Source organism: Chitinophagaceae bacterium C216 (assembly GCA_028485475.2).
In the GTDB taxonomy this organism is placed as follows: domain Bacteria; phylum Bacteroidota; class Bacteroidia; order Chitinophagales; family Chitinophagaceae; genus Niabella; species Niabella composti.
The window spans coordinates 3,123,161-3,147,778 of record CP144143.1 but is presented as its reverse complement, the minus strand read 5'-3'; the positions used below and the strand labels follow the sequence as shown (position 1 = coordinate 3,147,778).

The window sequence follows — 24,618 nt, the reverse complement described above, 5'->3', positions numbered from 1 at the left end:
ACAAATTGCGTTCGAGATTTCCCTTAATGCAACTTTTGAAGTAATTTTATTCCCTTTGTAAAACCAAAGAACTGGTTTCATTCATGCTTGCATTAAGTATTGAAAAATTTATGAAGTACATTTTTTCATTTCTGACAATATGCTTGTCATTACAATTATCGGCACAGATTCATTTGCCCGGTTTTTTCTCGGATAATATGGTTTTGCAACGGAATGCCGAGGTCAATTTTTGGGGGTGGTCGAAGCGGGGTGGCACCGTTAGAATTATCCCATCTTGGAGTAAAGATACGGTTACAACTAAGGTTTCGGGCTATGGACGTTTTGATGTTAAGTTAAAAACTCCCGAAGCTGGTGGTCCGCACAGTATTACTATTTTATCCGGCTCTGAGTCCAAAGTAGTAAATAATGTCCTCATCGGGGAGGTGTGGTTATGCTCTGGTCAATCCAATATGCAGTGGAACTCCAACAATAAACTGCAGGAAATGCTGGACGAACTTCCACGTGCTCATAATCCCAAAGTAAGGCTGTTGCAAATAAGTAATATTGCTGCTACCAGCCCTCAGATAAATGTTTTTGATAGTTGGAAGGAGTGTAATCCTGCATCTGCAAAGGGATTTAGTGCTATCGGCTATTTCATAGGTAAGCAGCTGGCTAAGGAATTGGATATTCCTATCGGCATTATTAATTCCAGCTGGGGTGGTACACCTGCCGAGCTATGGACCCCTGCAAAATATATTGAAAACGACCCGGAATTTTTAAAGAATGCAAAAGCCTTTAAACCCTCTGCAAGCAAGCCACATGAATATGCCACTTTGTGGAATGCGATGATCTATCCCTTGGTAGGATATAAAATTGCCGGAGCATTCTGGTATCAAGGCGAAAGTAATGTTGATACTTATAGCAGTTATAGCCGCTTATTCAGTACCATGATTAAAAGCTGGAGAGAAGCTTGGGGATATGAATTCCCCTTCTATTACGTACAAATTGCTCCATATGATTATAAATCTAAACCCGAAGAACAAAAAGGTGCTTTGTTGAGAGAGCAGCAAGTTCAAACTTTGGTCGTTCCAAAAACTGGAATGGCTGTGATTACTGATTTGGTTCCGGATGTAAAAAATATTCATCCTACTAGAAAAAGAGAAGTGGCCGAGCGCTTAGCTCAGCTGGCTTTGGCGGAAGTGTATGGAAGGTCCATGGTGGATTATAAATCGCCGATATACAAGAGTCATAAAGTAGAAGGTAATAAGATTATTGTTGAGTTTGATTATTTAGAAGGCAGTCTGCAGGTAAAAGGAAATAAAATTACTGATCTGTATATTGCTGATGATTCCAGAAACTTTGTTCCTGCTGATTACAAAATAGAGAAAAATAAGCTGATTGTATTCAGTAAGCAGATCAAAAACCCAGTTGCTGTTCGTTTTGGGTTTACTGATACATCCATGCCAAACTTGTTTAATAGTAAAGGCCTGCCCGTATCGCCATTCAGAACGGATAACTGGTAGTTGGGTATTTTTTTATAATGGAACGCTGACAGATGGATTGCAGTGAAAACAAGATCTCTGTCAGCGTTTTCTATTGCTGGCTATTAAAGTCTAGTATCAAGAAGCCCTCATAGTAAAGAAGCGATACTGATATATCATCTTTTGAAACAAGATGCAGCTCCTAGTAGTGCTGCTCGTTCGCCAAGAAGTGCTGGTATACATCGAATATTATGTCCTTGTTCCTGCAAATAATGCTGCGCATGTGGCATAAACCTGTCCCAGGCTTTTGCAATATTTCCTCCTACAACTACCACTTCCGGCAAATTGTCGTGATAGCGTTGTAGAATGATTTGTGCAAGATGCTGTCCATATATTTGAAAAATTGCATCTACTAGAGGATCATGAATCAGGGCTAAGTCTTTTACTCCCTGAAGCCAGGTGCCTGTGCGGGAGTGATATTCATTAATGAGCCAGCGGGCAGCCATATAATCTTCTGCTGTTGCCGATTTAAAAGGCGTACACCATAAATCGCCTTCTATAAGCCGTTCCTGATGATATTGGCCACTTCCCAGGCCGGTCCCCAAAGTGATGCCCACCACATTGGTTTCGCCTTTGGCTGCTCCGAAATGTATTTCTCCGAGCAGATAACAACTAGCATCGTTAAGAAATTGAATATTAGCAGTAGGAATGTCCAATGCTATAGATAGCATTTTTTTGATGTTTAAACCGTACAGTGCTTCATATTTCTGCAATCCTTTAATTAGGCTCACACCATTTTCATAATCGAATGGCCCCGGCATTGCTACACCAATGGCTGCAGTTGCAGGAAAGTAAGACAGCGATTTTCGTATAGCTCTCAACCAGTCTTCTAGTATAGCATCAGCGGTATCATTAGCCCTGACATCTTCTCTTATAAAGCTTTCTTCTAGAATACGGTTATTGAGTATATCCACAATACAGCAACTGATATGTGTTCCTCCGATATCTATACCTAAAACCCAATGATTCATAGTAGCAGCTATTAGTGTTTATTTTTTTCCCCATTGATAGTTGGGCTTATCACCCAGCCACAATTCCAATACACCTCCTTTTTGAAAGGTGTTATGGGATATCCAGAATTTTTCATGTTCTTTTCCATTTAGGCGGGCTTGTTGAATGTACGGATGGTCTTTACTGTTGTTATATACTTTTATGATAAATTGCTTCCCTTCATAATAGCGTTGATCAAGATGAATAATAATCTCGTCGAAGATGGGACTTGTTATTTCATAATAGGGATCAACGGATTGATTGCCCAAAATGTTAAACAAGCCGATAGCCATCAGTGCACTTACGCCGCCCATTTGTCCTTGGTCTTCGTCATGTCCTCCATAGCCTAAGTCTGGGGTAACGCCTCCATACGCCTGCTCTTTTACCTGACGTACCCAATACTGTGTCAGCCATGGTTTACCGGCATAGGTAAACACATGAGCATTAGAACATCCCGGTTGATTGGCATAGCTAATGTACCCGCTCGAATAGGCATATACAAAATCGGAAGCACGTGACATTTCAAAAGCATATTGCAGTTTGTTGGCAAAACTATCAGGCCCACCCATCAGTTTTATCAGTTCGTCTAAATCATGCGATAGTCCCCAAACAGCCTGATAGGCATTTGCTTCGACCCAGCCCGTACCGTTTAATGGGTCTTTATGAATAAAGATTCCTCTTTTATCTTTCGGGAAAATGAATTTTGTTTCGGGATCAAAAAGTTTTTTCCATCCTTGAGAGCGTTTTAAGAAGTACAATTCATCTTTTTTCTTTTTGAGCTTTTTGGAAAATTGGGCAATTCCCCAATCCTGAAAAGCAGCTTCCACAGTGATGCCTGCATTTTGGGGCCAGTAACCGTTTTTGATGTAGAATTCCACATCCTGAGGATCACCTAGCATGCCTCCCGGCATCGCATTGCGTTTTACCATCACATAGGCCGAATCAATACTGTGTTTTGTGAGAATACCTTTCATTACAGCACTCATAATTACATTAGAGCCTGGAGAGCTCGTCATGATATAGGAATACCCACCTCCGGAAGGTCCTCGAGGAATTTTGTAGCCATTGGTGGCATATTGCATTAAAGAGCTCGCCATCTCATCATGTACTTCGGGCCAGGCTAATCCCCATAATACATTCAAATTCCACTGTGTTAACCAAAAAGCATCGGAATTATACATTTGATATTTCAAGCGGCCATCTGGGTTTTTAGGAACCTGCCTAATAATGCACTGCGCATCGGTAAAAGTACCATCCCTCACACCCTGTGTACGATCCGGATAATGACCTGTTACATCTACAATGCTTCTTCGCCCCAATAACACATGCCATAAATCTGTATAAAATTTAATGCGATCTTTCAGTTCGCCTCCTTTTACTTCGATTTTACCTAACCATTCATTCCATATTTCCCTTGCGCGCAGTCGTACTTCATTAAACTGCTTTTGTTTAGCTTCTGCTTCAAAATTCTTTTTAGCATTTTCGATAGAAGTATAGGATAACGCTACTTTCATGTGTATTGCCTCACCCGCTTCCACAGGGATAATCACAGCTGCATTGAGCGTATCGCCACGATATGTATTGGCCATCGGCAACGGCTTGTTTTCATTAATGGCAATGAATTTTTGTATAGGTCGATCCAGCTCTACATAAGCGTATATAGTAACTTCTTTGGGGCCTCCCCAAAAACGGTTTACCGTGCTAAACTGAATGGATAAATGATGAGGATCTTCTTGTTCAATAGTCGCATTTGTCATTGTAGTAGAGCCTAAATGCCTCGAAAGTCCGAAAATGATTTGTGCGTTCTGTTTTTGAGTATAGGTAAAGCGGTAAAAATTGACTCTTTCTGTAGCTGTATATTCGGCCCAAATATTATGTTTACGTAATAACAGACGATGATAACCGGGTTGTGCGATTTCTTCATCATGTTGGAAATAAGATTTCCACTCTTGCTCGCCTCCGCCGAAAGGTTCACCCTCGATGGCCGGCATGATGTTGAGGCCCGATATCATCCAATCGTGTAATTGACCGAAGCCTAAAATATACTCTTCGTTATAGTTATATCCCCCTCCATTCTGATTTCTATTGCGCGTATGCGGTGCTGCACTTGCCATTGCAAAAGGCAATGATCCAGGATTGAAGAAGAAATAACGTCCTCTATTGGTTTCAATAAACGGGTCCACCATGGCTACAAAATCTTTGGCTTCTGACGGATCGGTGAAGATCTCCACCTCTGAAAAACCTAGGTCCTTACCATAGCCATCCGTTGCCTGAAAGCGCACCCACTTTACTTTCTTAGCAGGAAAGGTTACTTCCTTACCTACACCATTGCGAGGAATGCGATTGACATATAAGGTACTTCCATCACTAAAGATTAATTTCCCTCCGGCAATATTGTCATAAGTATTGGGCCGATCATATAAAACAATCCTGGAAATAGTCTGTGGCTTGTCCCATTCAAATTGAATCCAAGGATACCGAAGATCGCCCCAAGAAGTTAATACACCTTCACAAGCCCATTCTCCTTTTCCATCTACCCCAATAATGCCATCTACAGCCTTGTCTGGGCTGAAGTTTTCATTTAAAGACGTGGATGCTGTAACCTTTGCAAGAGGAGCAATATTATCTGTGCTTGCGTGTACTATTGTGGTGCTGACTAGGCACATTAGATATGTTAACCAATTTTTCATAATGCCAAAAATTACAAGCCGCGATTATTTGAATGCATACTTTACACGAATAAAGCGGGGACGATATAGATTGGGGAACTCTTTAATATCATTGAAAAAATCGAAGGAATTGACATTGTAACTTATTACCAACTCATTCTGACCCGATAGTACGGTATGTACTTTAGCGTTGTATGGGAAGATATCCTTATCTTTTTCTATATCGTTTGATACATTGTATAGCTCAATCATATCAGAGAAAGGGCCCTCAGGTCGATCAGCAATTTTCATGGCGATAATAGGCGACATGGTCTGATACTGATATACCAGTGCATACTGTCCGTTACTCAGCTGGCATACACTCAGCTCGTTAGACACATTGGAGGCAATAGCCTTGGCTGCATCAAACTGATTACTCCATTGCTGACCATCCCAGAAGCGCCAGGCGGAAAAATCGGCAAAATCCTTAGTACGCACTCTCGCTACCATGAGTTCCTTCTCTTGCCCTTTTACGCCATAGATATAAACATATCCATCAGGATTCGCTACTCCGGCTTTTTCAGTATTTACAAATATGCCCGCACCGAAATTAGGAACCGATGTAATAGGCCGATCTCCATGGAAAGGGATGTCGAACTGTTGTGCGGCCCTCCAGTTATATAAATCAGTATTGGGTACAATAATTAATGTATTACCCTTTTCTTCAAATCCAAATGTTTGCTGCTGATCATTGGTTTTGATACGATATCCAATTACGTAGAGATTGTTATTATCTTCAGTATTGATAAAGCCATCGCCCAGCCAATAATATTCACCTTCACTTGTCTTGGGAGTAGTGGGTACAATAACGGATGCGGGCTGGTTTTGGATAGAATCCCATTTGAAAGATGGCGGATTGCCATTGGTGGGCACACTAGCCAAAGAGTTATTAATCATTTTAAAAAAGCTTAATACACCGTCGACGATTTCACCGATTATGGTATCGCTAAACCAAATGATGATTTCGCTTCTGTTTACTGCATTATCATACTCGACTCCATCTTTACGAACCATGAAGATACCGTCTCCTCCAAACCAACCTTTGGTACGATGGAACCACTGATCATATTCCGGCGCTCGCTCTGCTGTGAAAGTAAATTCAGCTTTGGGGTCTTCCCGATCGGGTTTTGATTTGCCATTATTGGAACAAGCAAGAAAACATGCAGCACCCAGAGCTATGATAAATAGTTTCAATTTCATGATATGTGATTATAGGTTAATTAACTGCTTCGAAAGTATAAACAAACACCTCTTCAGAGCCTAAGCCAAAATCTGTCAAATCCACAATGGATTCGAACACGAGCCGTTCTCTGTTTAAAGTTTTGATAGTGTACTTCTGCACATCATCCTCGAGCGTGAAGATGCTTCTATAAGTGGCGTACAGGGTTTTTTCATCTTCAGTGATATACCAACTGGGGAACTCATTAAAGCCGTCGAATAAGCAACCCTTGGCGCCGTACTCGATGTTCCATGTGCCATCCGCATTAAATACCCATACATCGTCCGATTCACAATCCTGTAGATCTTCAACCGGAGGATCGGCAGAAGTCCACATTTTGCTCAATAGCTTCCATTTGCGTGTGTATAGCGTTTGTTCAGCTGATAATATTGCATTTAAAGTAAGGTCTTTAGTAATGGACAGCCCATTCTCATCGGTAAAAATGAAATGAAATCCCACCAGCTTGTCCGCATCTCTGTCTAAAATTTCATATTCAAACGTGTAAGTATAGATATTATTGCCTGAGGGGGTTAATGTAACAGTCAGTCGGCCTTTGTTTTCCCATAAAGAATCAATGAAAGTGTTGATGGTCTTTGCAATGACAAGATCCTTTACCGAACTGGGAGTTTCAATGGTATAAGTGGTAGTGATGATTCTACCTGTTTTTTCGGTAAACTCAGCCACACTCAAACTGGCTTTGTGCGGACTGCTGATTTTATCTTCTTTCTTACAAGCGAATGCCATTATAGCTAGCAGACATATGGCATATGAGCGTATGGTTCGCATAATCGTTATTTTTTGGGATAGAATAAATGATATGTTTATCTCCAGAGATGTTCTATTTCTTCTAAGGATTTTCCTTTTGTTTCAGGAATAAACTTCACGACAAACAGAAATGCTACCGCCGATAGTATCATATATATCCAGAAGGTATAAGCAGCGCCAAGTGATTCTAACAGCATTGGAAAGGTCTGGGAAACCACGTATACCGAAAGCCAAAGAAAGAATATGGATACACTCATAGCTCTTCCTCTCACAGGGTTAGGAAAGATTTCACTTACTACCACAAAGGTGAGTGGTCCCAGAGAAATCGCGAAAAAAGAAATATAAGCCAGAATAGCAACAAGCAAAAGCCATGCCTGTTCGATATTATAGTAAAAGCATGCCCCTACGATTAGAAGACAAATAGCCATGCCAAGCGATCCTATCAGCAACAGCTTTTTTCTGCCCCATCTATCTACATACCGAATAGCTACTAAAGTCATCAGAAAATTGATGGTGCCCACGATAATAGTTTGCATGAAAGAACTCTCGGTATCTGCGCCGGTTTGTTTGAAAATTTCCGGTGCATAATACATGATGACATTAATGCCTGTTATTTGAGATAAGATGGCGAGTATAACACCGATGATCAATGCCTTTCTAAAGCCGGTACTCCATAATTCGGATAAAGAAATCTGCTTCTCAGCAATTGCAGCTTGAATATTTGCTAATTCTGCGGCGGCGACATCGGCATTATTAATTTTTAGTAGAATAGCTTCAGCGGATGCAATCTGATTTTTTTGAACTAACCAACGCGGACTTTCCGGAACATTGATAAGTAGTAGGAGGAATATTACCGATGGTAATAGTCCGGAGCCGAACATCCAGCGCCATCCGGTGTGCGTATTCCATTCTCCACTATTTAGTGAGGCAATACCGGCATTAACAAAATAGATTACTAAGATGCCGATGACAATTCCTAATTGATAAATCGATACCAATCGGCCCCTGCTTTCTGCAGGGGCAATTTCTGAAATATACAAAGGGGCGAGGATGGAAGCCAATCCGATGCCTATTCCGCCGATGAGCCTAAAAAGGATGAATCCTGTAAAGTTCATAGGAATCAGTATGCCCAGCGATGAAACGGCAAATGCCAAGGCTGCCAATTGTAATACTTTTTTTCTGCCCCACGAATCACTTAACATTCCGGCTACCATGGCTCCCAACATACAGCCAATAAGCGCACAAGAAGCAGCCCATCCTTTAGCAGCTGCATCCAGCGTGAAATAAGTCTCCATATAACCAATCGCACCCGATACAACAGCTGTGTCATATCCGAACAGAAAACCGCCTACAGCAGCCACAATAGTGCATTTATATAAGAAGCTTTTTTTGGACGGTGTATTCATATGATTTAGTTTTTGGGTAAGTTATGGGTATTGATGAATGCTTTTAACACCGCAATCTCTTTGCCTTCACTTTCGCCGTATGGTCGAATCGTGTATTCTTTCACTGAAGCTGGAACGATGAAGGTTTCTGCATAGTGCACCACAAAAGGTTCAAATGCCTGTGTGGGGCTTTCAATCACGGCTTCTCGACCTTCTACTAAGTTCAGTACATTCACCACATCATTAGTAGTATGATGGGTTTGGGTAGACATCCAGTATCTTCTTGTTTCTATAAAGAATCCTTCATACAAGCCGGTGCGTTCTTCCCGCCAGCCTTCTCCCTCGCTAAGTACTGTTATTTTATTGATCAGATTTTCTTTGCTGTACTGTGTACGACGATTCCATTGAATAGCGTTTTTACCATGATCTATGGAGATGGGCCGGGGTTTGCCATCCAAGCCCATGCGTTCCCAGTCGTACAACTTAAATGTAAAAATGTAAGGGGTAGCACTGATTTCTAAAACCACGCTATCCGTTCCGGAGCAGTGTACGGTACCGGCGGGAATCAGATAGTGATCGTGTTTTTTTATGGGCCATTTCGCCACATATTTGTCCGCGTCAAAGGCAGTTGCATTTTCATACGCATACTCCAGGTCCTTAATCATTTGTTCGGGTTCTACATCGTCTTTCAATCCCAGATAAACCACTGCGCCTTCTTTAGCATCCATGATATAATAGCTTTCATCTTGAGTCAAAGGCATCCCGAATTGTTCCTTGATATATTCTTTCAAAGGGTGTACCTGCAGACTTAGATTTCCTCCATCCATTGTGTCCAGAAAGTCGAAGCGTATGGGAAAGTAAGCACCAAAGGCTTGATATACTTTCTCGCCAAGTAGGTGTTGTGGATATTCATGCACCAGATTAATAGAAGGAATTTCTATAGTTGCATTATCCAGCTTTAATAGCAAGCTATTTTCTTCCGGCACACAATCGAAAGCCCAAGCATAGTTAGGTGGGCCGTCGGGTAAATCACAAACCTGCTTAAGCCATTGTCCACCCCATGGTCCCGGATCGAAATAAGGTACTACGCGGAAAGGCTGGCGCAAAGCTTGTTTCAAACCCTTGACCATGGCGTCATGACGTACCAATTTGGGTTGATCCTGTACTGTTGTGTCTAGCCAGAACTGAATGGAATGAAAGATGTTTTGTTTATGACGATCCAATACTCGCCAGTCTACAAAGAATGAGCGTCGATATAAATATCCGAAAGATGCGTTTTTATTATTGGAGCCCAAGCTTGTCGCTTCATTTCTTTTAAAGCGAAGCTGAATTTCCCATCTTGCCATATCTGCATATACCAGTAAGCCATTAGGGGCTATCAGTGATGCAGCCGGCCCGATGATAATTTGTTGTTCATTGTTATTCAGCTGCGTTTTTAATTGTGCTACTTTTTCTTGATCCAAGAAATCTTCAATGCTCAGGTCATTCATTTTTCCAAAGATGGGATGATCTGTTACATAAGGGTGAACCATTTTCTCAATGGTAGCAGCATCCTTCAATGCTTGGCGCGTATCAAACACTTTTATATCAGGAGCCAGCGATGCCCACTGCTGTATGATGGATGAGATCTTCACCCCCTGATACGTATCAATAACCAACTGTTTGTTCCCTGAATCTGCTAATTGAGCCAATAGAAATTCGATTATAGATTTCCATCCTACAATTGCCTGTTCGTTTTGCACCACCACAAAGGGGGCTTTGTCATAATTTGAAATGTACTGTTGTTTCATAATGATTAATTCCCAGATGTATGTAAATCGTTTTGTTTTAAATTCGGATTAGTGTCCAGTTCTCTTAATGGAATTGGCATTAGATAATGTTTAGCGGTAGGTGTAACCCCCGGTTTGGCCAATGGTACTTTTTGAATAAGCTGATTGGTGCGTACCAAATCAAAATAGCGGTGCCCCTCAAAGGCCAGTTCTAAAAAGCGTTCTTTTAAGATAGCTTCTCGCATTTGCTCTTTACTCAGTCCTGAATAATCCGGAACTACGGGCAAATAGGTAGTGCCGTTAAAGCGTGCTCTTTTTCTGATTTTGTTGATATATTCATGTGCAATGCTACTCCTGTCCAGCTCGTTATTAGCTTCGGCATACATGAGGAGTACATCAGCATAACGTATCACTGGAAAATCGTTGGATGACTCGTTGCCTTTAGGTTCCATCTCTCTATCCCAATATTTCTGTACATATGGGCGGATGGTTTCGATGATGCCATTATTGTTTATTTCTGTAATAAAAGTCACTTCCTTGCGACGATCGCCATTCTCATAAGCATTGTAGAGATACATAGTAGGAACCTGCCATCCCTGTGCATTCTGCACACCTTCTACAGACAGCTCAGGTGGAAGTAAGCGTACGTTAAATTGTCCTACTTCCCAAAATATGATGGCACCGTTGGCATCTCCGAAGCCTACAGAAAATACGGCTTCTTTTCCTCCTCTATTGCGATGTTTGAATACTTCTGCAAAGTCTTCCCACAAATCATACTCGTTCGATTGAATGACTTCCCTGCAATCATCAGCTGCCTTTTGCCATTGTTGGTTGGTGAGATACATTTTGGCTCTTAATGCGTATGCCGCACCGCGGGTAGCTCTTCCTCGCCCGTTACCTGGAGGATAATTCAGTGGTAATACGGCAATGGCATCGGTTAAATCATTTTCGATGGCGTTGTAGATATCGGCAACAGGCGTATTGGTGGGATATAAATCTTCATCCTCGTTTAAAAGTAGCGGCACATTGCCAAACATGCGCACCAGATTGAAATAAATCAGTGCCCGCAGAAACTTAGCTTCACCGACTAACCGATTGCGTAATGCTTCGTTCATCTGAATCTTGGGGATACGGTTGGTGCAAATATTTGCCAGTGTGATTACTTTGTAATGCATGGTCCAAATCTCTTCAAGAGCTGGATTGGATGAGTTAACAGTGAAGTTGGAGATTAAATCAAAATATGGAGCGGCTACCTGACGGTTCTCCATTTCATCACTTGCCAAACCTGTAGTTACCCAAAAAGTGCTATGATACACTCCGGCTGTAGAGCCTGTGCTGATAGAGTTGAGATAAGCATACAGCGAGTTGACAGCACTGATGGCATCAGCTTCTGTGGCGTAGTAATTTTCAATAGTAATGAGATGTTTGGGATCTTCTTCCAAAAATTTACTACAACCTGAAAACAGGAGGAGTGCTGATAATAGGTATATAGAAAGTATCTTTTTCATAGACCGATATTTTTGAGGTTAGAAAGTGGCGTTAATTCCGAATTGCAACATTTTGGCTTGCGGATATCCTCCCTGATCAATGCCTATTAGTGTGGTGCTTTGTCCGTAAGTATTGGCCTCGGGATCAAATCCAGTGTATTTGGTAAACGTGAACAAATTGCTACCACTGAAATACACTTTCAGTTGTTGCACTTTTATTTTCTTCAACAGATTGGTAGGTAAGCGATACCCTAAGCTGATATTACGCACTCTAATAAACGATGCATCTTCGATAATAACATCCGATATCAGTCCCTGATCCATACTTCCGGCAGCCAATGCACGCGGATATTTATTAGAAGGGTTGGTAGGTGTCCATCTGTTTAAAGCTGCTTCGCGCAACACATTGTGCTGACCTGTGAAGTTCAATAAGTCTAGATTGTTGAAGTTGGCCAACTTGTTGCCATATGAGCCATGTACAAAAATGCTGAGATCAAAATTTTTATATTGTAGGGTATTGGACAGTCCCATAGTAAACTTAGGTACTGCTGTGCCTAGAATTGTGCGGTCGTTTTCATCGATCTTTCCGTCGTTGTTTAAATCATGATATTTACGGTCTCCGGCACGTGCTCTGGAAGCAGGGTTGGGGCTGGTAGGCTCTTGACCTACTAATACCGGACTATTCGCTGCTTCTTCATCGCTTTGGAAAATACCGGCAAACTTATATCCGTAGAAGGTTCCTATGGATTGTCCTTCACGCAACACCAACGCTCCCAGCAAATAAATGTCGTTATCGTCATTAAGCTTAGTGATGGTATTGCGGTTCATAGCAAAATTGACTGCCGATGTCCAGGTGAGCTTTTTCTGTATATTGATGGTTCTTAAATCCAGTTCAAGCCCCCAGTTATCGATGTTGCCGATGTTTAACATGGAGGTAGCAAAGCCCGAAGTCAGTGGGATAGGGGTAGTCAGTAATAGATCGTTTGTTTTCTTTTTATAGTAATCGGCGGTTAGTGTAATACGATTTTTCAGCATCGATAGATCGATACCCAGATCGAACTGACGTGTAGTTTCCCACTTTATTTTTCTATACACGTATGATGTAGGCTCATTACCGGTATATACTTCCACACCGCTAGGACTGTTAAATACTCCTTCGCCAAAAGGTCCGATTAAAGCCAATGACTGATAAGGAGGGATAGCCTGGTTGCCGATCACCCCATAACTTAATCTAAGTTTTAAATCATCTATGGTATTTTGATCAAGCATGAACTTTTCTCTAGAAATTCTCCATGCGAAAGCCCCTGAGGGGAAAAATCCATATTGATTGCCTTTTGCAAACTTGGATGATCCATCTACTCGTCCGGTAAGTGTAAAGAGATATTTATCATTAATGGTATAGTTTACTCTACCTAGATAGGAAAGCATGCTCCAGGATGATTCGGTATTGCTAGGTTTTTGAGGCTTCAATGCACTACCAATATTGTGATATCCCGTATGATTTGATGGAAGGTCAAAAGCGTATACAAATAATTTTTCGGTAAGGAAGCGTTGTGCCGTAAATCCTACTACGGCATTCATGCGATGATTATTGGCAAAAGCCTTGTTATATGTTAACGTGTTTTCGTTAAGCCAAGTATTACCTGTAGTTTTACCTAGTGATATTTCTCCGTTACTGGCCTGTGTACGTTTTAGAAAATTAGGACCAAAGCTATTTTCCTGGTTGTTGAAGTAATCAATACCAAAGCTGGTCCTGAAAATTAAATCCTTGGTAAAGGCGTATTGCGCAAAGGTATTCCCCATCAACCGATTCAACTTTGTTACAGACACATACTCCTTGGCTTCTGCAATTGGGTTGCCCAATACTTTACCACGGTCATTTTCGAATTGGTATCCCCCTGGAGTATTAGGATCATAAATAGGCAGAATAGGATTGTAGAGCAAAGCTGAGTAAGTAACACCCGGAACAATTTGTCCGGCATTGGTCAGCACTCCTGTAGTATTAATATTGGAGTACGTGAAATAAACTCCGGTTTTTAAGCGTTCGGTAATATCTCTTTCTGCATTAACGCGGAAGGAGTATCTTTTAAAATCCGAACTGATTACGATACCGTCTTGATTAAAGTATCCGCCGGAAATATTAAATCTGGATTTGGCATCTCCTCCTGAAAAGCTTACCTGATAATTACCCATCCAGGCATCACGGTATAGCGCATCTTGCCAGTCGGTGTATTCGGTGATGTTAGCAGGATTTACATATACGGGTGTTTGATTGGCATTGAGTTTTGCCTCATTTACCAGAAACGCAAACTCGCTTCCATTGAGTACTTCTACTTTGCGTGCCAAACTTTGCAAAGTTTGCGAAGCATCTAACTGAACAGTTCCTTTTCCTGCCTTACCACGCTTGGTAGTAATCAATACCACACCGTTGGTACCTCTGGAGCCATACATGGCAGTAGCGGAGGCGTCCTTCAGAATTTCGATAGATTCGATATCTGCGGGATTGAGAGAGGCTAGTGGCGAGATACGAGGCCCGCGAGTGCCTCCTGCGCTGATGTCTCCACCATCACTATTAATGAGCAAGCCGTCTACAACATACAGCGGTTCATTGCCTGCAGTAATAGAGCTGGTACCTCGAATTCGGATGGATGTTTCCGCGCCGGGTTTCCCCGACATTTGCGTTACTTCTACACCGGCAGCTCTTCCCTGCAAAGCCTGATCAAAACTGGTGGTAGGTACAGCCCGCAGTTCTTCACTCTTTACCGAAGCTACGGCTCCTGTCAGATCACTTTTTCGCATCTGACCATAGGCCACCACCACTACTTCCGACAATTCATTTTGGTTGCGCATCAGCCGGATGATAAGGGGTTTATTAGAGCTTACGCTCTGTTCGGATGTTACATACCCCACATGACTTACCATCAGCGTATGTTCTCCGGGCTGATAAGTGATTTCAAATGCGCCTGCTGTATTGGTTCTTACAGCATCATTTTGATGTTTCCATTGAACAGTGGCCCCTTCTATAGGCAGTCCTTCATCCGAAACAACGGTGCCTTTGAGAATGTCGTTTTGCGCCGACACGCATACGGGCCATAATCCGATTAGATAAGGGAGCAATTTGGCAAGCAATCCCTTGTTGGTACGATTTTTCATGTATGTACAATTAATTTAGTATATACGAATGTTCATACATATTAAAGTAGACATCATAATCCCCTCATGTTTTTCAAAGGCAAGCTACCCTAACGCTTTAATACTTATCTTTCGATGTCTATAGTGTAGGTAAACCGATCTGCACGATAGTATCCGATATTGTATTCGAAAGGTCGATCACCCGGGTCGCAAACAATTCTTTTTCTGAACAAAATAGGATCTCCAACCTTTACATTCAGCAACTTACTTAGTTTGGCATCGGCAAGTATAGCGCTAATCCCTTCTTTAGATACAGCTGCTACTATATGATGATCGTGTTCGAGCATTTCGTATAATGGCTTTGTAAAATCGTCTTCCGGTGTCAGTTTTGTTCTGGGATGGAAATACGAAATAAAATACACGATCGGACCTTTGTGCTCCGGTCCTCTCAGCCGTTCTAATTTTAAAATCTTTTCCCCTTCTTTAATTCCAAATAGCCGACGGATTTCCGCATCCGGTGCTATATAGTTTACCTTTAAGCTATAATTTCTGAATACCATCCCCTTCTCATCCATCTCATGCGTAAAGCTGGTCCATTTCTTAAGCTTAGTGGTGATGTTGTTCTTGGCAACCCGTGTACCTACGCCTTTCTTACGAATTAATAGGTTTTCATAAACCAATTTGCTGGTTGCCTGACGAACAGTACTGCGGCTAATACCTAATTTTTTCGCAATGTCTACTTCATTTGGCAGCAATTTTCCTTCTTGATATTCCGGCTTTTGGATCATCTTCCGCAATATCTCTTCCACTTGAACGTGAAGAGGAATTGCACTATTGTGATCAATTTTAAATTCCATGTCAGTATGTTCGTACATAGTAAAGTTAAGATAATTTTCTCTCAAACTTCCAAAAAAAAATTGATTTTTTTTATTTAATATTTGGGTAGAAGAAAATTGGGGATATACTGAAGGATCAGTAGTAGGGAAGAGCTACTGTTTGCTGCATGTTTTCTTCGTGTATTGGCATATTCCTCTCATGCAATCATTCCCTTGCTACCAAGGTTTATTTTTAAGATTTTGTTCGAAAGGAAGAACATCGTGATTAGATAATCCTCCATGAGGCAATCTTACTAATTGTAGCTGTAACAATATAGCCAGTTATCTTTTTAAAGCATGCATTTTTCTGAATGCACTGGGCGATTGCCCTGTATGTTGTTTGAACTGATTGGCGAAGTGTTGTGGACTACTGAATCCTAAATCAAAAGCGATATCGGAAAGCGATTTCTGGGTATATACTAATTGTTCTTTTACCTTATCGATGCGCAATTCGATAAAATATTGCTCTATGGTTTTGTTTTCTGCTGAGGAAAATAAATCGCTTAAATAGCTATAATCATAAAATATTTCCTGAGTGATATATTCCGAAAGGTTGGGTAGTTCTTCTGCGCTCAGCGTGTCTAGGTATTTTCTGACTCTGTTTTTGATATTTGTTATCAATTGCTCTTGTCTTCCCGTCACAATTTCAAATCCTACATTTTTCAATGCCTTTTCCAGACTGCTGCGCTCTTCGGCAGTATAATCTCTTTCGGGTAGGATTTGTCCTACTTGTACGGCGACATATGGCAGCCTCAGTTGTTCAAGAATTCCCTGAACTACCATAACACAACGCTGGCAAACCATTCCTGAAATGACGATGGATTGATGCATACATTTAAAAAAGCCGAAACCAAATATAGATGATTTCGGCTTTAACGTACTAGATTTAACAATGGCACTACTGTTTACTTTGCGTATTACACTTACAATCGGCACCGCATGTACATGTTTCGCAGGTGCAAGGATCACAATTACATCCCGATGCGTTGTTTGCGCAATTGCATGACTGAATGTGGGCATTTACAATTTGTTTTTCCATGATTTTTTTATTTAAGTGATGAATTATTTGATAATACAAAGCTATAACGCCCCTTGCTCCAGCTTTTACAGTAAAATGGGAAAAACTTACATGATTTTTGGATTAACAACATCCGAGTTATAACGGCTATGGATTATACTCTGTGACTGTTAAATATTTCACTTGTAAAGTGCAATTAAATAATTTCTTAGAGAGGCTGATAATGTTGCTTAGGTTTATTACAATTGCTAGTAGATCAGCGAAGAGGCTGCCTATTCATTGCATGGGAAGGCGGCTAGCGATGCGGATATTATTCACCCCGATAGATGCTTACGGCTATACTGAAGCTCCATCAGGGTGTGTTTATGATCCGCATTGAAATATTTTTTATTGGGTTAATCGGATGAGCAGTGCGGTCAATTCATCCGGTGCAGTGATCATAGCATCATGTCCGGTATTGAGGGTGAGGTACGTCCAGGAAGGATCATTTTTAAGTAAGTCGCTTCGGGCTTTTAATACTTCCAGTTGAGGGTTAATACAAGCGATATACACTTTAGGGAGACCGTTGCCCAAGGCATTTTTTAGATGGAGTGGTTGTGCAAACGTCATATAGGGTTGTGGCGTAAGGCGTTCAGTAACCCAATCGACCAGTGTTGAATCAGTTACACCAAAAAATCTAGGAGCAACCGGCTGAAAATGCTCCCGTCTTTCTACAACTGGTCGTTTACTGGCTTGCTCCCACTCCGGCTCAGCCGTCATAGGGCTTTCTCCGTTGTACACCAGCACAGCATCGAGATAAATTAACTTAGATAGCCGTTCAGAAATACTATCTGCAACGCCGGTGATGACGGCACCTGCATAACTGTGCCCTACCAGTACCACATTGTGTAGGTCTTCCATCTCGATGAGGTTGATGATATCTAAAATATGCGTTTGGAGCGTGATGCTATCATTGAGTAAATGTTTATGTTCGGCTAAGCCACTAAGGCTCGGTGTATAGACTGTGTAACCGTGGCGCTCCAGTTTTTCTTTGACGAATTTCCAAGACCATCCGCCGTGCCAAGCACCATGTACCAACACGAAAGTTGGTTTTTCAGATGCAAATTGCGCTTGCCCCATATGCACTACCAAAAACAAAACGATCAACAAAATTGTCTTTTTCATGGTTATATGTTTTTGGATGGCAAAAATATTTGCCACTTCAAAGGTGGGCAATAACTCACCCGAAAATGAGTGAATGCTAATCTATTCTCTACTATGGCAAGTGAGGTAAAAACACAGTCAAGCAACTATGAGAATCTTCGACTATTAGCGGCGCACTGTAATGTGAACAGCATACTGAAGCAGATAGGACTGCGCTGGAAAATGCAGCTCTTGTATTGTATTTCACAAGGGGTGTATCAGTTTAGTAAATTGAAAAAAATCTTTCCCACTATCTCAGATCAGGTCCTCGGAAAACGCATTGCCGAATTGCAGGAAGAGGGACTAATCGAAAAATATGAAATAGCAGGTACGGTGCCTCAACAGATCCGTTATTCAGTGACGCAAAAAGGACATGAACTAATCGAAATTATTTTGGCTTTACAGCATTGGGGTGAACGGTGGTCCATTAATCAGAAGTGAAGACGGGTTATCTCCAACAATATGCGTGGAGGTATTTCACAGAATGCTCGGGCAATAATAAATTAGGAGCAGCAAGCCGAGAGCTGATGGTGGCTCACACATAATCTATTGATGCATTAGCTCGCTATTGCTTCTGCAGCTTCCTCACCGGTATTGATGGCACCTTCCATAAATCCCTGCCAGTCTGCAATATGTTCTCCTGCAAAGTATACGTTTTCGAAAGGTCGTTTCAGTATGGGCAAAATTGTAAACCACTGTCCCGGTCGATAAATAGCGTATGCCCCACGTGAATATTTATCATCGCCCCAGAAATACATGGCTTGTTGTAGCAGGTAATTGCGGGTTTTGCCGAAAGCAGGCTGTAGTGCTGCATCGATCATACGGCTTCGGAATTGATCATCTTGCCGGGCGATGAAAGCGGCCTTATCCCCGATGGTGTATGAGATTAATGCGCCTTCTGGTCCTTCTTGATTTTTGGTGGCGTGGTAAAAATAATGCGCCGGTCCATCGGTAACCATGTCGAAACTTTCGTCGTTCCAGAACCGATGATTATAATATAGCACGTGTTTATTTATTCTTGCGTACTGTAGGGCATTGATAGCATCGCTTTTGTCCTGAGGCAAGGCAGGCAGCCATTCTATCTTGCTTATGGCAAAGGTGGGTAAGGCACAAATGACCTTATCGGCTTCCAATATCAGTCCGTTGGCGGTATAAACCTTTACGGTGTTGCCGGTTTGATCTACTTTTACCACCGGCTCCTTGAGTAACACGCGTTCGCTGCCAATTTCCTTTATCATGGCATCAGCCAGGCGAATGTTTCCTCCCTTGATTTTAAAGTCCATTTCGTTCTTTTCGCTGCTTTCTGCGTATTCAGATAGCGCAGCAAATGCCGAAACATGACGAATGCTTTCGCCGAAATCGGTACTATCCAACAACTCTCTAATTTCTAAATCCCTTCCATCCATACCGTTGTTGACCAAATATCTCCACCAGTCCATTTTATCCAATCTGATTTTTTCATCCTCCGACATGTGAGGATAGGCTTCCAACAATCTTTCCCAGGTTTGTTGCCAGTTTTCAGAATAATTCCAGGTATTCTTCGGATAATATTTCCCTTCATAAATCAAATGCGTATCAAACCGATTATCGAGCAGTTCTAATTTGTAGTATTGGCATAACTCAATAATTCGCTCATGCGAGGCACCTATCCATTCAGCACCTAATTCCACAATATGTTGTTTTTCGGGATTCAGTTTATGAGAAAACACGCGCCCACCATAACGATTATGAGCTTCCAGTACGGTAACATGGATACCTTTTCGGGTTAACCAAGAAGCAGCAGCAAGTCCGGCAAAGCCTGCTCCTATCACCACTACTTTGGGTTTTGATTTCAAAATAAATGATGGAGTAATAAGACTACCGGCGGCCATTAGCGCCGAGGTTTTTAGGAATTCGCGTCTAGTGGGCATATATCATTTGGATAGTTTGGTAAAAATACTTTCTTAAAATTAAGCTTTTGTCACAGTAGTATCAATGGGATTTTTCCCGGTGCTATCTATCTTGAATTTTTCTTCGGTGTAATTGATGATTGTAAAATGAAAGTTATAGAAGCCTCACTCATCAAGAAGGGTTAAACAATTTACTAGTAAGATCTCTTGCATTCTAATGTTTTCAAACGTTGTAAAAGCTTGTAATATTTGGGTCCGCTGCTTGGGTAACTGATTTCAAATCAGTAAATTTAATGCTGTTCATCCGCCTTATAAATCAAAATAAGTTTTAGCTCATGAAACGACTAGCTATTTTAGGTCTCTCGTTGACTATCGGTGTTAGTACACTCGCAAGAGGTTTCCCAAAACTGATGGAGGATACGACAAAGTTGGCACGTATCCGCGATTGGGTTATCAGCGTATTGCCGCCTGATCATACACCGTATGGGACGGTGAGCCCGGTTGATAAAACCTTTGCCGACTGGGTGCACAGGACCGGTGCACTGCCTCCTGATTTTGATGCCATGCCTTCGATCGTATCGCTACCACATCCGTTGATTCTTGATGAAGGACGCAAAAACACTCCAGTAAAAACCCTTGCGCAGTGGCAACAAAAGAAGGCGCAGCTGAGAAAGGATCTGGAGTATTATATTATTGGCTCTATTCCACCGGCTCCCGAAAAAATGGAGTCGAAGATTTTGGAAGAGGTAAAAGAAGGTGAGGTTATCCGTCGCATTGTGGAATTATCGTTTGGGCCCGGCAATCAGGCTAAAATGACTATCGAGCTAATGATTCCACCGGGACAAGGCCCCTTCCCTGTTTTTATGACTCAATGGAACCACCGCGAGTGGGCACAGATCGCCTTAAGGCGAGGTTATATCGGATGTGTGTATGCTGCTGCCGATATTAAAGACGATACCGAAGCCTATACTCAAATTTGGTGGCCCCAATATGATTTTTCGCGCTTGGGTCGTCGCTTGTATGGCACTTCGCGTGTAGTGGATTACTTATATCAATTGCCTTTTGTAGATAAGGAAAAAATCGCACTGACAGGCCATTCGCGAAACGGCAAGCTATCGTTAATGACGGCGGCTTTTGACGAGCGTATCAAAGCGGTGATTACTAGCAGTGCCGGTACAGGTGGTGAACTGCCTTGGCGCTATTGTTCGTATTACTATGATGTGGAAGACCTAGCATTGCTAACTACATCACAACCCACATGGTTTCATCCGCGCTTGCGTTTTTTCGTTGGGCGTGAGCACAAGTTGCCTATCGACCAAAATTCCTTTATGGCTTTGGTAGCTCCCAGAGGGCTCATGCTTAGCACCGCTCAAAACGAGCACGCCTCCAACGTGTGGGGGATGGAGCAGGCTTATCACACTACCTTGCCGGTGTTTCAATTTCTAGGCAAGCCGGAAAATTTCACCATGCGGGTAAGGCATAGCAAGCACGGTGTAAATGCACAAGATCTGGAGGACTATATCGATTTCTTCGACTATGTTTTTGGTAGAAGCAGTTATAAACCCGTTTATAAATTTTTCAACACCTATAAGTTTGAGAATTGGAAGCAACAGTCGGGTGAGGCCGTCGATCCGACACGGTATGCGGTGCGGGACGGTCGTATACAGGCCAGCTCTTTAACGGCTTGGGAGCAGACAAAGCCTCATGTATTGTCGCAGTTGCGCTGGTTGCTGGGTACCGAGCCTCCGGGGGTGAAGAATCCCGGACCAATGACTATGGAAAAGAAGGGAAGGGGAGAAGATTACGTTTTCGGCTCCTTTATTACGCGACCCACAGCCACGTCAAAGATGAAGATCATGCCCATCAATCCGTACTTTGGATTCGGCGATAATTTGTATGGTTATGTGTATTATCCGGCCGATGAGAAGGGTAACCCGATACGGAAGGACTTGCCGGTGGTAGTATATCTGCACGAGTTTGATTATTCGAAAGGCTTTGGTGCGATGGGATGGCAACATAAGATTCAATGGTTTTTTGAAAAGTTGACGGCGAAGGGATACGCGGTATTTGCTTTTGATATGGCCGGTTTTGGAACTCGTTTGGAAGAAGGAATCAGATTTTATGATCGTTATCCTAATTGGTCCAAGATGGGTAAACTGCTAGCGGACGTACGGTCGGCAGTGGATGCGCTGGAGAACCTAGAGTTTATCGATGGTAAGCGCATTTATCTGATGGGCTACTCCTTGGGTGCCAAAGTAGGACTGATGAGTGCTGCACTGGATACGCGCGTGGCAGGCGTGTTTTCGGTAGCCGGATTTGCTCCCTGGCGTGAGGTATCGCTCGATGCTGAGGGCCTGCAGGTGTACTCGCATTTACACGGTTTAATTCCTAAGTTGGGCTTTTTTGTAGGGCATGAGCGTCACATACCGGTAGATTATCCTGAAATTATTGCATCCATAGCGCCGCGGCCTGTATGGATTATTGCGCCGGAGCTGGATCGTAATCACCCGGTCGCGGCTGTACGTTCGGCTTTGGAAGAAGTGGGAAAAGTGTATCGCCTCTATGGTGCTTCTAATATGCTCACTCACGTGTACGTAAACGATTATAATCGTTTTTCGGCGGAGATGCAGCAACAGTTATTAGATTGGTTACCGCAGCCGTAAATCGAATATATTTTTTGATCCTCTGGTAATGGGTATTGTAACGTACAACTTTCAAAATAAAAGTCAAAGCAACAAACACGCCTAGGCATTCACTAGGGCTGTTGTTTGGGCTTTATGTATTCTATAAGGTTTTTAGTTGTGATAGGTTATGGTAATTTTGGGGAGGGGTGCGGTTGTAAATGTAATAATTATGATGTTTTACAATTTACTTACAAAATACCGTAATATGATGGTTTGTTTAAAGGTTCAAACGAACGCAAAATAAATATTATACAAGCTCAGCTTCTACATATATTGGCAGATTTTATAGAGAGCATAATATATTGTTTGAAAATTAATTATTTATATTTTTCAGAGATAACAACTTGTACTATTACTATTGTTTACAGTATTGCGTATTGTTATAGAAACATCGCTTATGGGTGTAATTTGTTCTGTAACTTTAACCAAGCCATATTCAGGCAGAATGTTGTATCATTTCGGGATGTTCCGCAATAAAAAACTACCACGGCGATTTGATAGGTGTAAGGCTAGAGCCACAGTATGGTATTGCTATAGGTTCTGTATATACAAACCAGTACTTCATGTTACAACCATGAACTAATCAGAAAAGAACAAAAAAAGTAATAATAAATGGAAGAATTAACTACAGAAATGCATAGTGAATTACTCGGTCATGAAATCAATAATTTGGATCTACGAGTGATGGCAGTTTACGGCGCCGTAAGTCGTGGGGAGAAGTTTGAAAACGCTTTAAAAGCGTACGACCTAACTGAAGAACAATACAACGATAATATTAATCGAGTTTTATCAGCTTCTGCTTAAATAACCTTCAAAAATAGCCCTTTCCGCCGGGGTTCGTAAATCAATATTCCCATACCAGTTAGTAGCTGAAAATAATTTTCAGCCATAAGGGGTTATTGGATAAATCATTCATATTGTATCTACCCATCTTGTCATTTTCTTGAAGATCGTTGTGAATTGCTTTCAATTCTGTAATAACTTTGATGTTGTACAACTTTCTGGCACTTTGGAAGACAGTTTACTGCGTTGTGAATTGCTTTCAATTCTGTAATAACTTTGATGTTGTACAACAGAAATTTTTCTGCCATAATATTTAGTTATGTTGTGAATTGCTTTCAATTCTGTAATAACTTTGATGTTGTACAACTCGGGTATTTCGATTGATACGCCTGCATCTGTTGTGAATTGCTTTCAATTCTGTAATAACTTTGATGTTGTACAACGTTTAGCAGGTTCTGAATGCGCTCCTCGGGGTTGTGAATTGCTTTCAATTCTGTAATAACTTTGATGTTGTACAACGTTTTGCTTCTAAATAGAGAGGTCCCCCTAGTTGTGAATTGCTTTCAATTCTGTAATAACTTTGATGTTGTACAACTTTAACGGCGTTATTAGTCTTGTTCCAGCCTGTTGTGAATTGCTTTCAATTCTGTAATAACTTTGATGTTGTACAACCGCCCCATTATATGTGAATATGCCTCGGTAGTTGTGAATTGCTTTCAATTCTGTAATAACTTTGATGTTGTACAACCTTGCGAGCAAGAACATTCCGCGGCTCGGTGTTGTGAATTGCTTTCAATTCTGTAATAACTTTGATGTTGTACAACATTAACGAACATCGTTACAACGGAGACGATGTTGTGAATTGCTTTCAATTCTGTAATAACTTTGATGTTGTACAACGAAACGTAAAAGTAAAAAAGTAATGTTTGCGTTGTGAATTGCTTTCAATTCTGTAATAACTTTGATGTTGTACAACTATGAGGCGTTTAAACTAAAGGTAGGCAAAGTTGTGAATTGCTTTCAATTCTGTAATAACTTTGATGTTGTACAACGAATTTGAAAAAAAGGAAGCAGAATACTATGTTGTGAATTGCTTTCAATTCTGTAATAACTTTGATGTTGTACAACAGTAAATGAGTATATGAAACTAACAGGGAAGTTGTGAATTGCTTTCAATTCTGTAATAACTTTGATGTTGTACAACCAATCGGG

General features: G+C 41.6%; 16 protein-coding genes and 1 CRISPR repeat array (1 of these 17 running past the window's edge). Of the genes, 4 read left to right on the top strand and 12 right to left on the bottom strand.

Going from position 1 to position 24,618, the window contains the following annotated elements; genetic code table 11:
* Positions 1–110: 110 nt before the first annotated feature.
* Positions 111–1,502: a sialate O-acetylesterase gene (locus PIECOFPK_RS13510; RefSeq protein WP_330973744.1), complete on the top strand. Its 1,392-nt coding sequence runs from the start codon at positions 111–113 to the stop codon at positions 1,500–1,502.
* A 134-nt stretch (positions 1,503–1,636) separates the two neighbouring features.
* Here PIECOFPK_RS13510 and PIECOFPK_RS13505 read toward each other — a convergent pair whose 3' ends face one another.
* The 11 genes from PIECOFPK_RS13505 to PIECOFPK_RS13455 form a co-directional block, all read right to left on the bottom strand.
* Positions 1,637–2,491 carry an ROK family protein gene (locus PIECOFPK_RS13505; protein ID WP_330973745.1) on the bottom strand — a complete coding sequence of 285 codons (855 nt, stop codon included), beginning with the start codon at positions 2,489–2,491 and terminating at the stop codon, positions 1,637–1,639.
* Between the two features lie 18 nt (positions 2,492–2,509).
* Positions 2,510–5,200, bottom strand: coding sequence for a GH92 family glycosyl hydrolase (locus PIECOFPK_RS13500; protein WP_409966134.1), 2,691 nt, complete (start codon positions 5,198–5,200; stop codon positions 2,510–2,512).
* 24 nt (positions 5,201–5,224) lie between these two features.
* A complete protein-coding gene (locus PIECOFPK_RS13495; RefSeq protein WP_409966133.1) occupies positions 5,225–6,418 on the bottom strand; it encodes a DUF4185 domain-containing protein in 1,194 nt (397 codons plus the stop codon).
* 16 nt (positions 6,419–6,434) lie between these two features.
* Positions 6,435–7,223 carry a hypothetical protein gene (locus PIECOFPK_RS13490; RefSeq protein WP_330973748.1) on the bottom strand — a complete coding sequence of 263 codons (789 nt, stop codon included), beginning with the start codon at positions 7,221–7,223 and terminating at the stop codon, positions 6,435–6,437.
* A gap of 35 nt (positions 7,224–7,258) precedes the next feature.
* Positions 7,259–8,608 carry a sugar porter family MFS transporter gene (locus tag PIECOFPK_RS13485; RefSeq protein WP_409966132.1) on the bottom strand — a complete coding sequence of 450 codons (1,350 nt, stop codon included), beginning with the start codon at positions 8,606–8,608 and terminating at the stop codon, positions 7,259–7,261.
* Positions 8,609–8,613: 5 nt separating this feature from the next.
* Positions 8,614–10,377 carry a class I mannose-6-phosphate isomerase gene (locus tag PIECOFPK_RS13480; protein WP_409966131.1) on the bottom strand — a complete coding sequence of 588 codons (1,764 nt, stop codon included), beginning with the start codon at positions 10,375–10,377 and terminating at the stop codon, positions 8,614–8,616.
* Positions 10,378–10,382: 5 nt separating this feature from the next.
* A complete protein-coding gene (locus tag PIECOFPK_RS13475) occupies positions 10,383–11,864 on the bottom strand; it encodes a RagB/SusD family nutrient uptake outer membrane protein (RefSeq protein WP_409966130.1) in 1,482 nt (493 codons plus the stop codon).
* Positions 11,865–11,882: 18 nt separating this feature from the next.
* Complete coding sequence (locus tag PIECOFPK_RS13470; protein WP_409966129.1) at positions 11,883–14,996, bottom strand: SusC/RagA family TonB-linked outer membrane protein; 3,114 nt, start codon at positions 14,994–14,996, stop codon at positions 11,883–11,885.
* A 104-nt stretch (positions 14,997–15,100) separates the two neighbouring features.
* On the bottom strand, positions 15,101–15,850 hold the full coding sequence (locus PIECOFPK_RS13465) for a GntR family transcriptional regulator (RefSeq protein ID WP_330973753.1): 750 nt from the start codon (positions 15,848–15,850) through the stop codon (positions 15,101–15,103).
* A 282-nt stretch (positions 15,851–16,132) separates the two neighbouring features.
* Positions 16,133–16,870, bottom strand: a complete 738-nt coding sequence (locus PIECOFPK_RS13460; RefSeq protein ID WP_409966128.1) for a helix-turn-helix domain-containing protein — start codon at positions 16,868–16,870, stop codon at positions 16,133–16,135.
* Positions 16,871–17,255: 385 nt separating this feature from the next.
* The gene (locus tag PIECOFPK_RS13455) at positions 17,256–18,032 is read right to left on the bottom strand and encodes an alpha/beta fold hydrolase (protein WP_409966127.1); all 777 of its coding nucleotides are present in this window, start codon (positions 18,030–18,032) and stop codon (positions 17,256–17,258) included.
* A gap of 93 nt (positions 18,033–18,125) precedes the next feature.
* On the opposite strand from PIECOFPK_RS13455, the gene PIECOFPK_RS13450 reads away from it, so the two are divergent.
* A complete protein-coding gene (locus tag PIECOFPK_RS13450) occupies positions 18,126–18,491 on the top strand; it encodes a winged helix-turn-helix transcriptional regulator (RefSeq protein WP_409966126.1) in 366 nt (121 codons plus the stop codon).
* A 116-nt stretch (positions 18,492–18,607) separates the two neighbouring features.
* Here PIECOFPK_RS13450 and PIECOFPK_RS13445 read toward each other — a convergent pair whose 3' ends face one another.
* Positions 18,608–19,960 carry a flavin monoamine oxidase family protein gene (locus PIECOFPK_RS13445; protein ID WP_409966125.1) on the bottom strand — a complete coding sequence of 451 codons (1,353 nt, stop codon included), beginning with the start codon at positions 19,958–19,960 and terminating at the stop codon, positions 18,608–18,610.
* A 314-nt stretch (positions 19,961–20,274) separates the two neighbouring features.
* On the opposite strand from PIECOFPK_RS13445, the gene PIECOFPK_RS13440 reads away from it, so the two are divergent.
* Together PIECOFPK_RS13440 and PIECOFPK_RS13435 are read left to right on the top strand one after the other, a co-directional pair.
* Complete coding sequence (locus PIECOFPK_RS13440; RefSeq protein ID WP_409966124.1) at positions 20,275–22,602, top strand: alpha/beta fold hydrolase; 2,328 nt, start codon at positions 20,275–20,277, stop codon at positions 22,600–22,602.
* A gap of 654 nt (positions 22,603–23,256) precedes the next feature.
* On the top strand, positions 23,257–23,427 hold the full coding sequence (locus tag PIECOFPK_RS13435; protein ID WP_330973759.1) for a hypothetical protein: 171 nt from the start codon (positions 23,257–23,259) through the stop codon (positions 23,425–23,427).
* A gap of 148 nt (positions 23,428–23,575) precedes the next feature.
* Positions 23,576–24,618: direct repeats of the CRISPR family, unit length 46 nt; unit sequence GTTGTGAATTGCTTTCAATTCTGTAATAACTTTGATGTTGTACAAC (it continues 1,587 nt past the right edge of the window).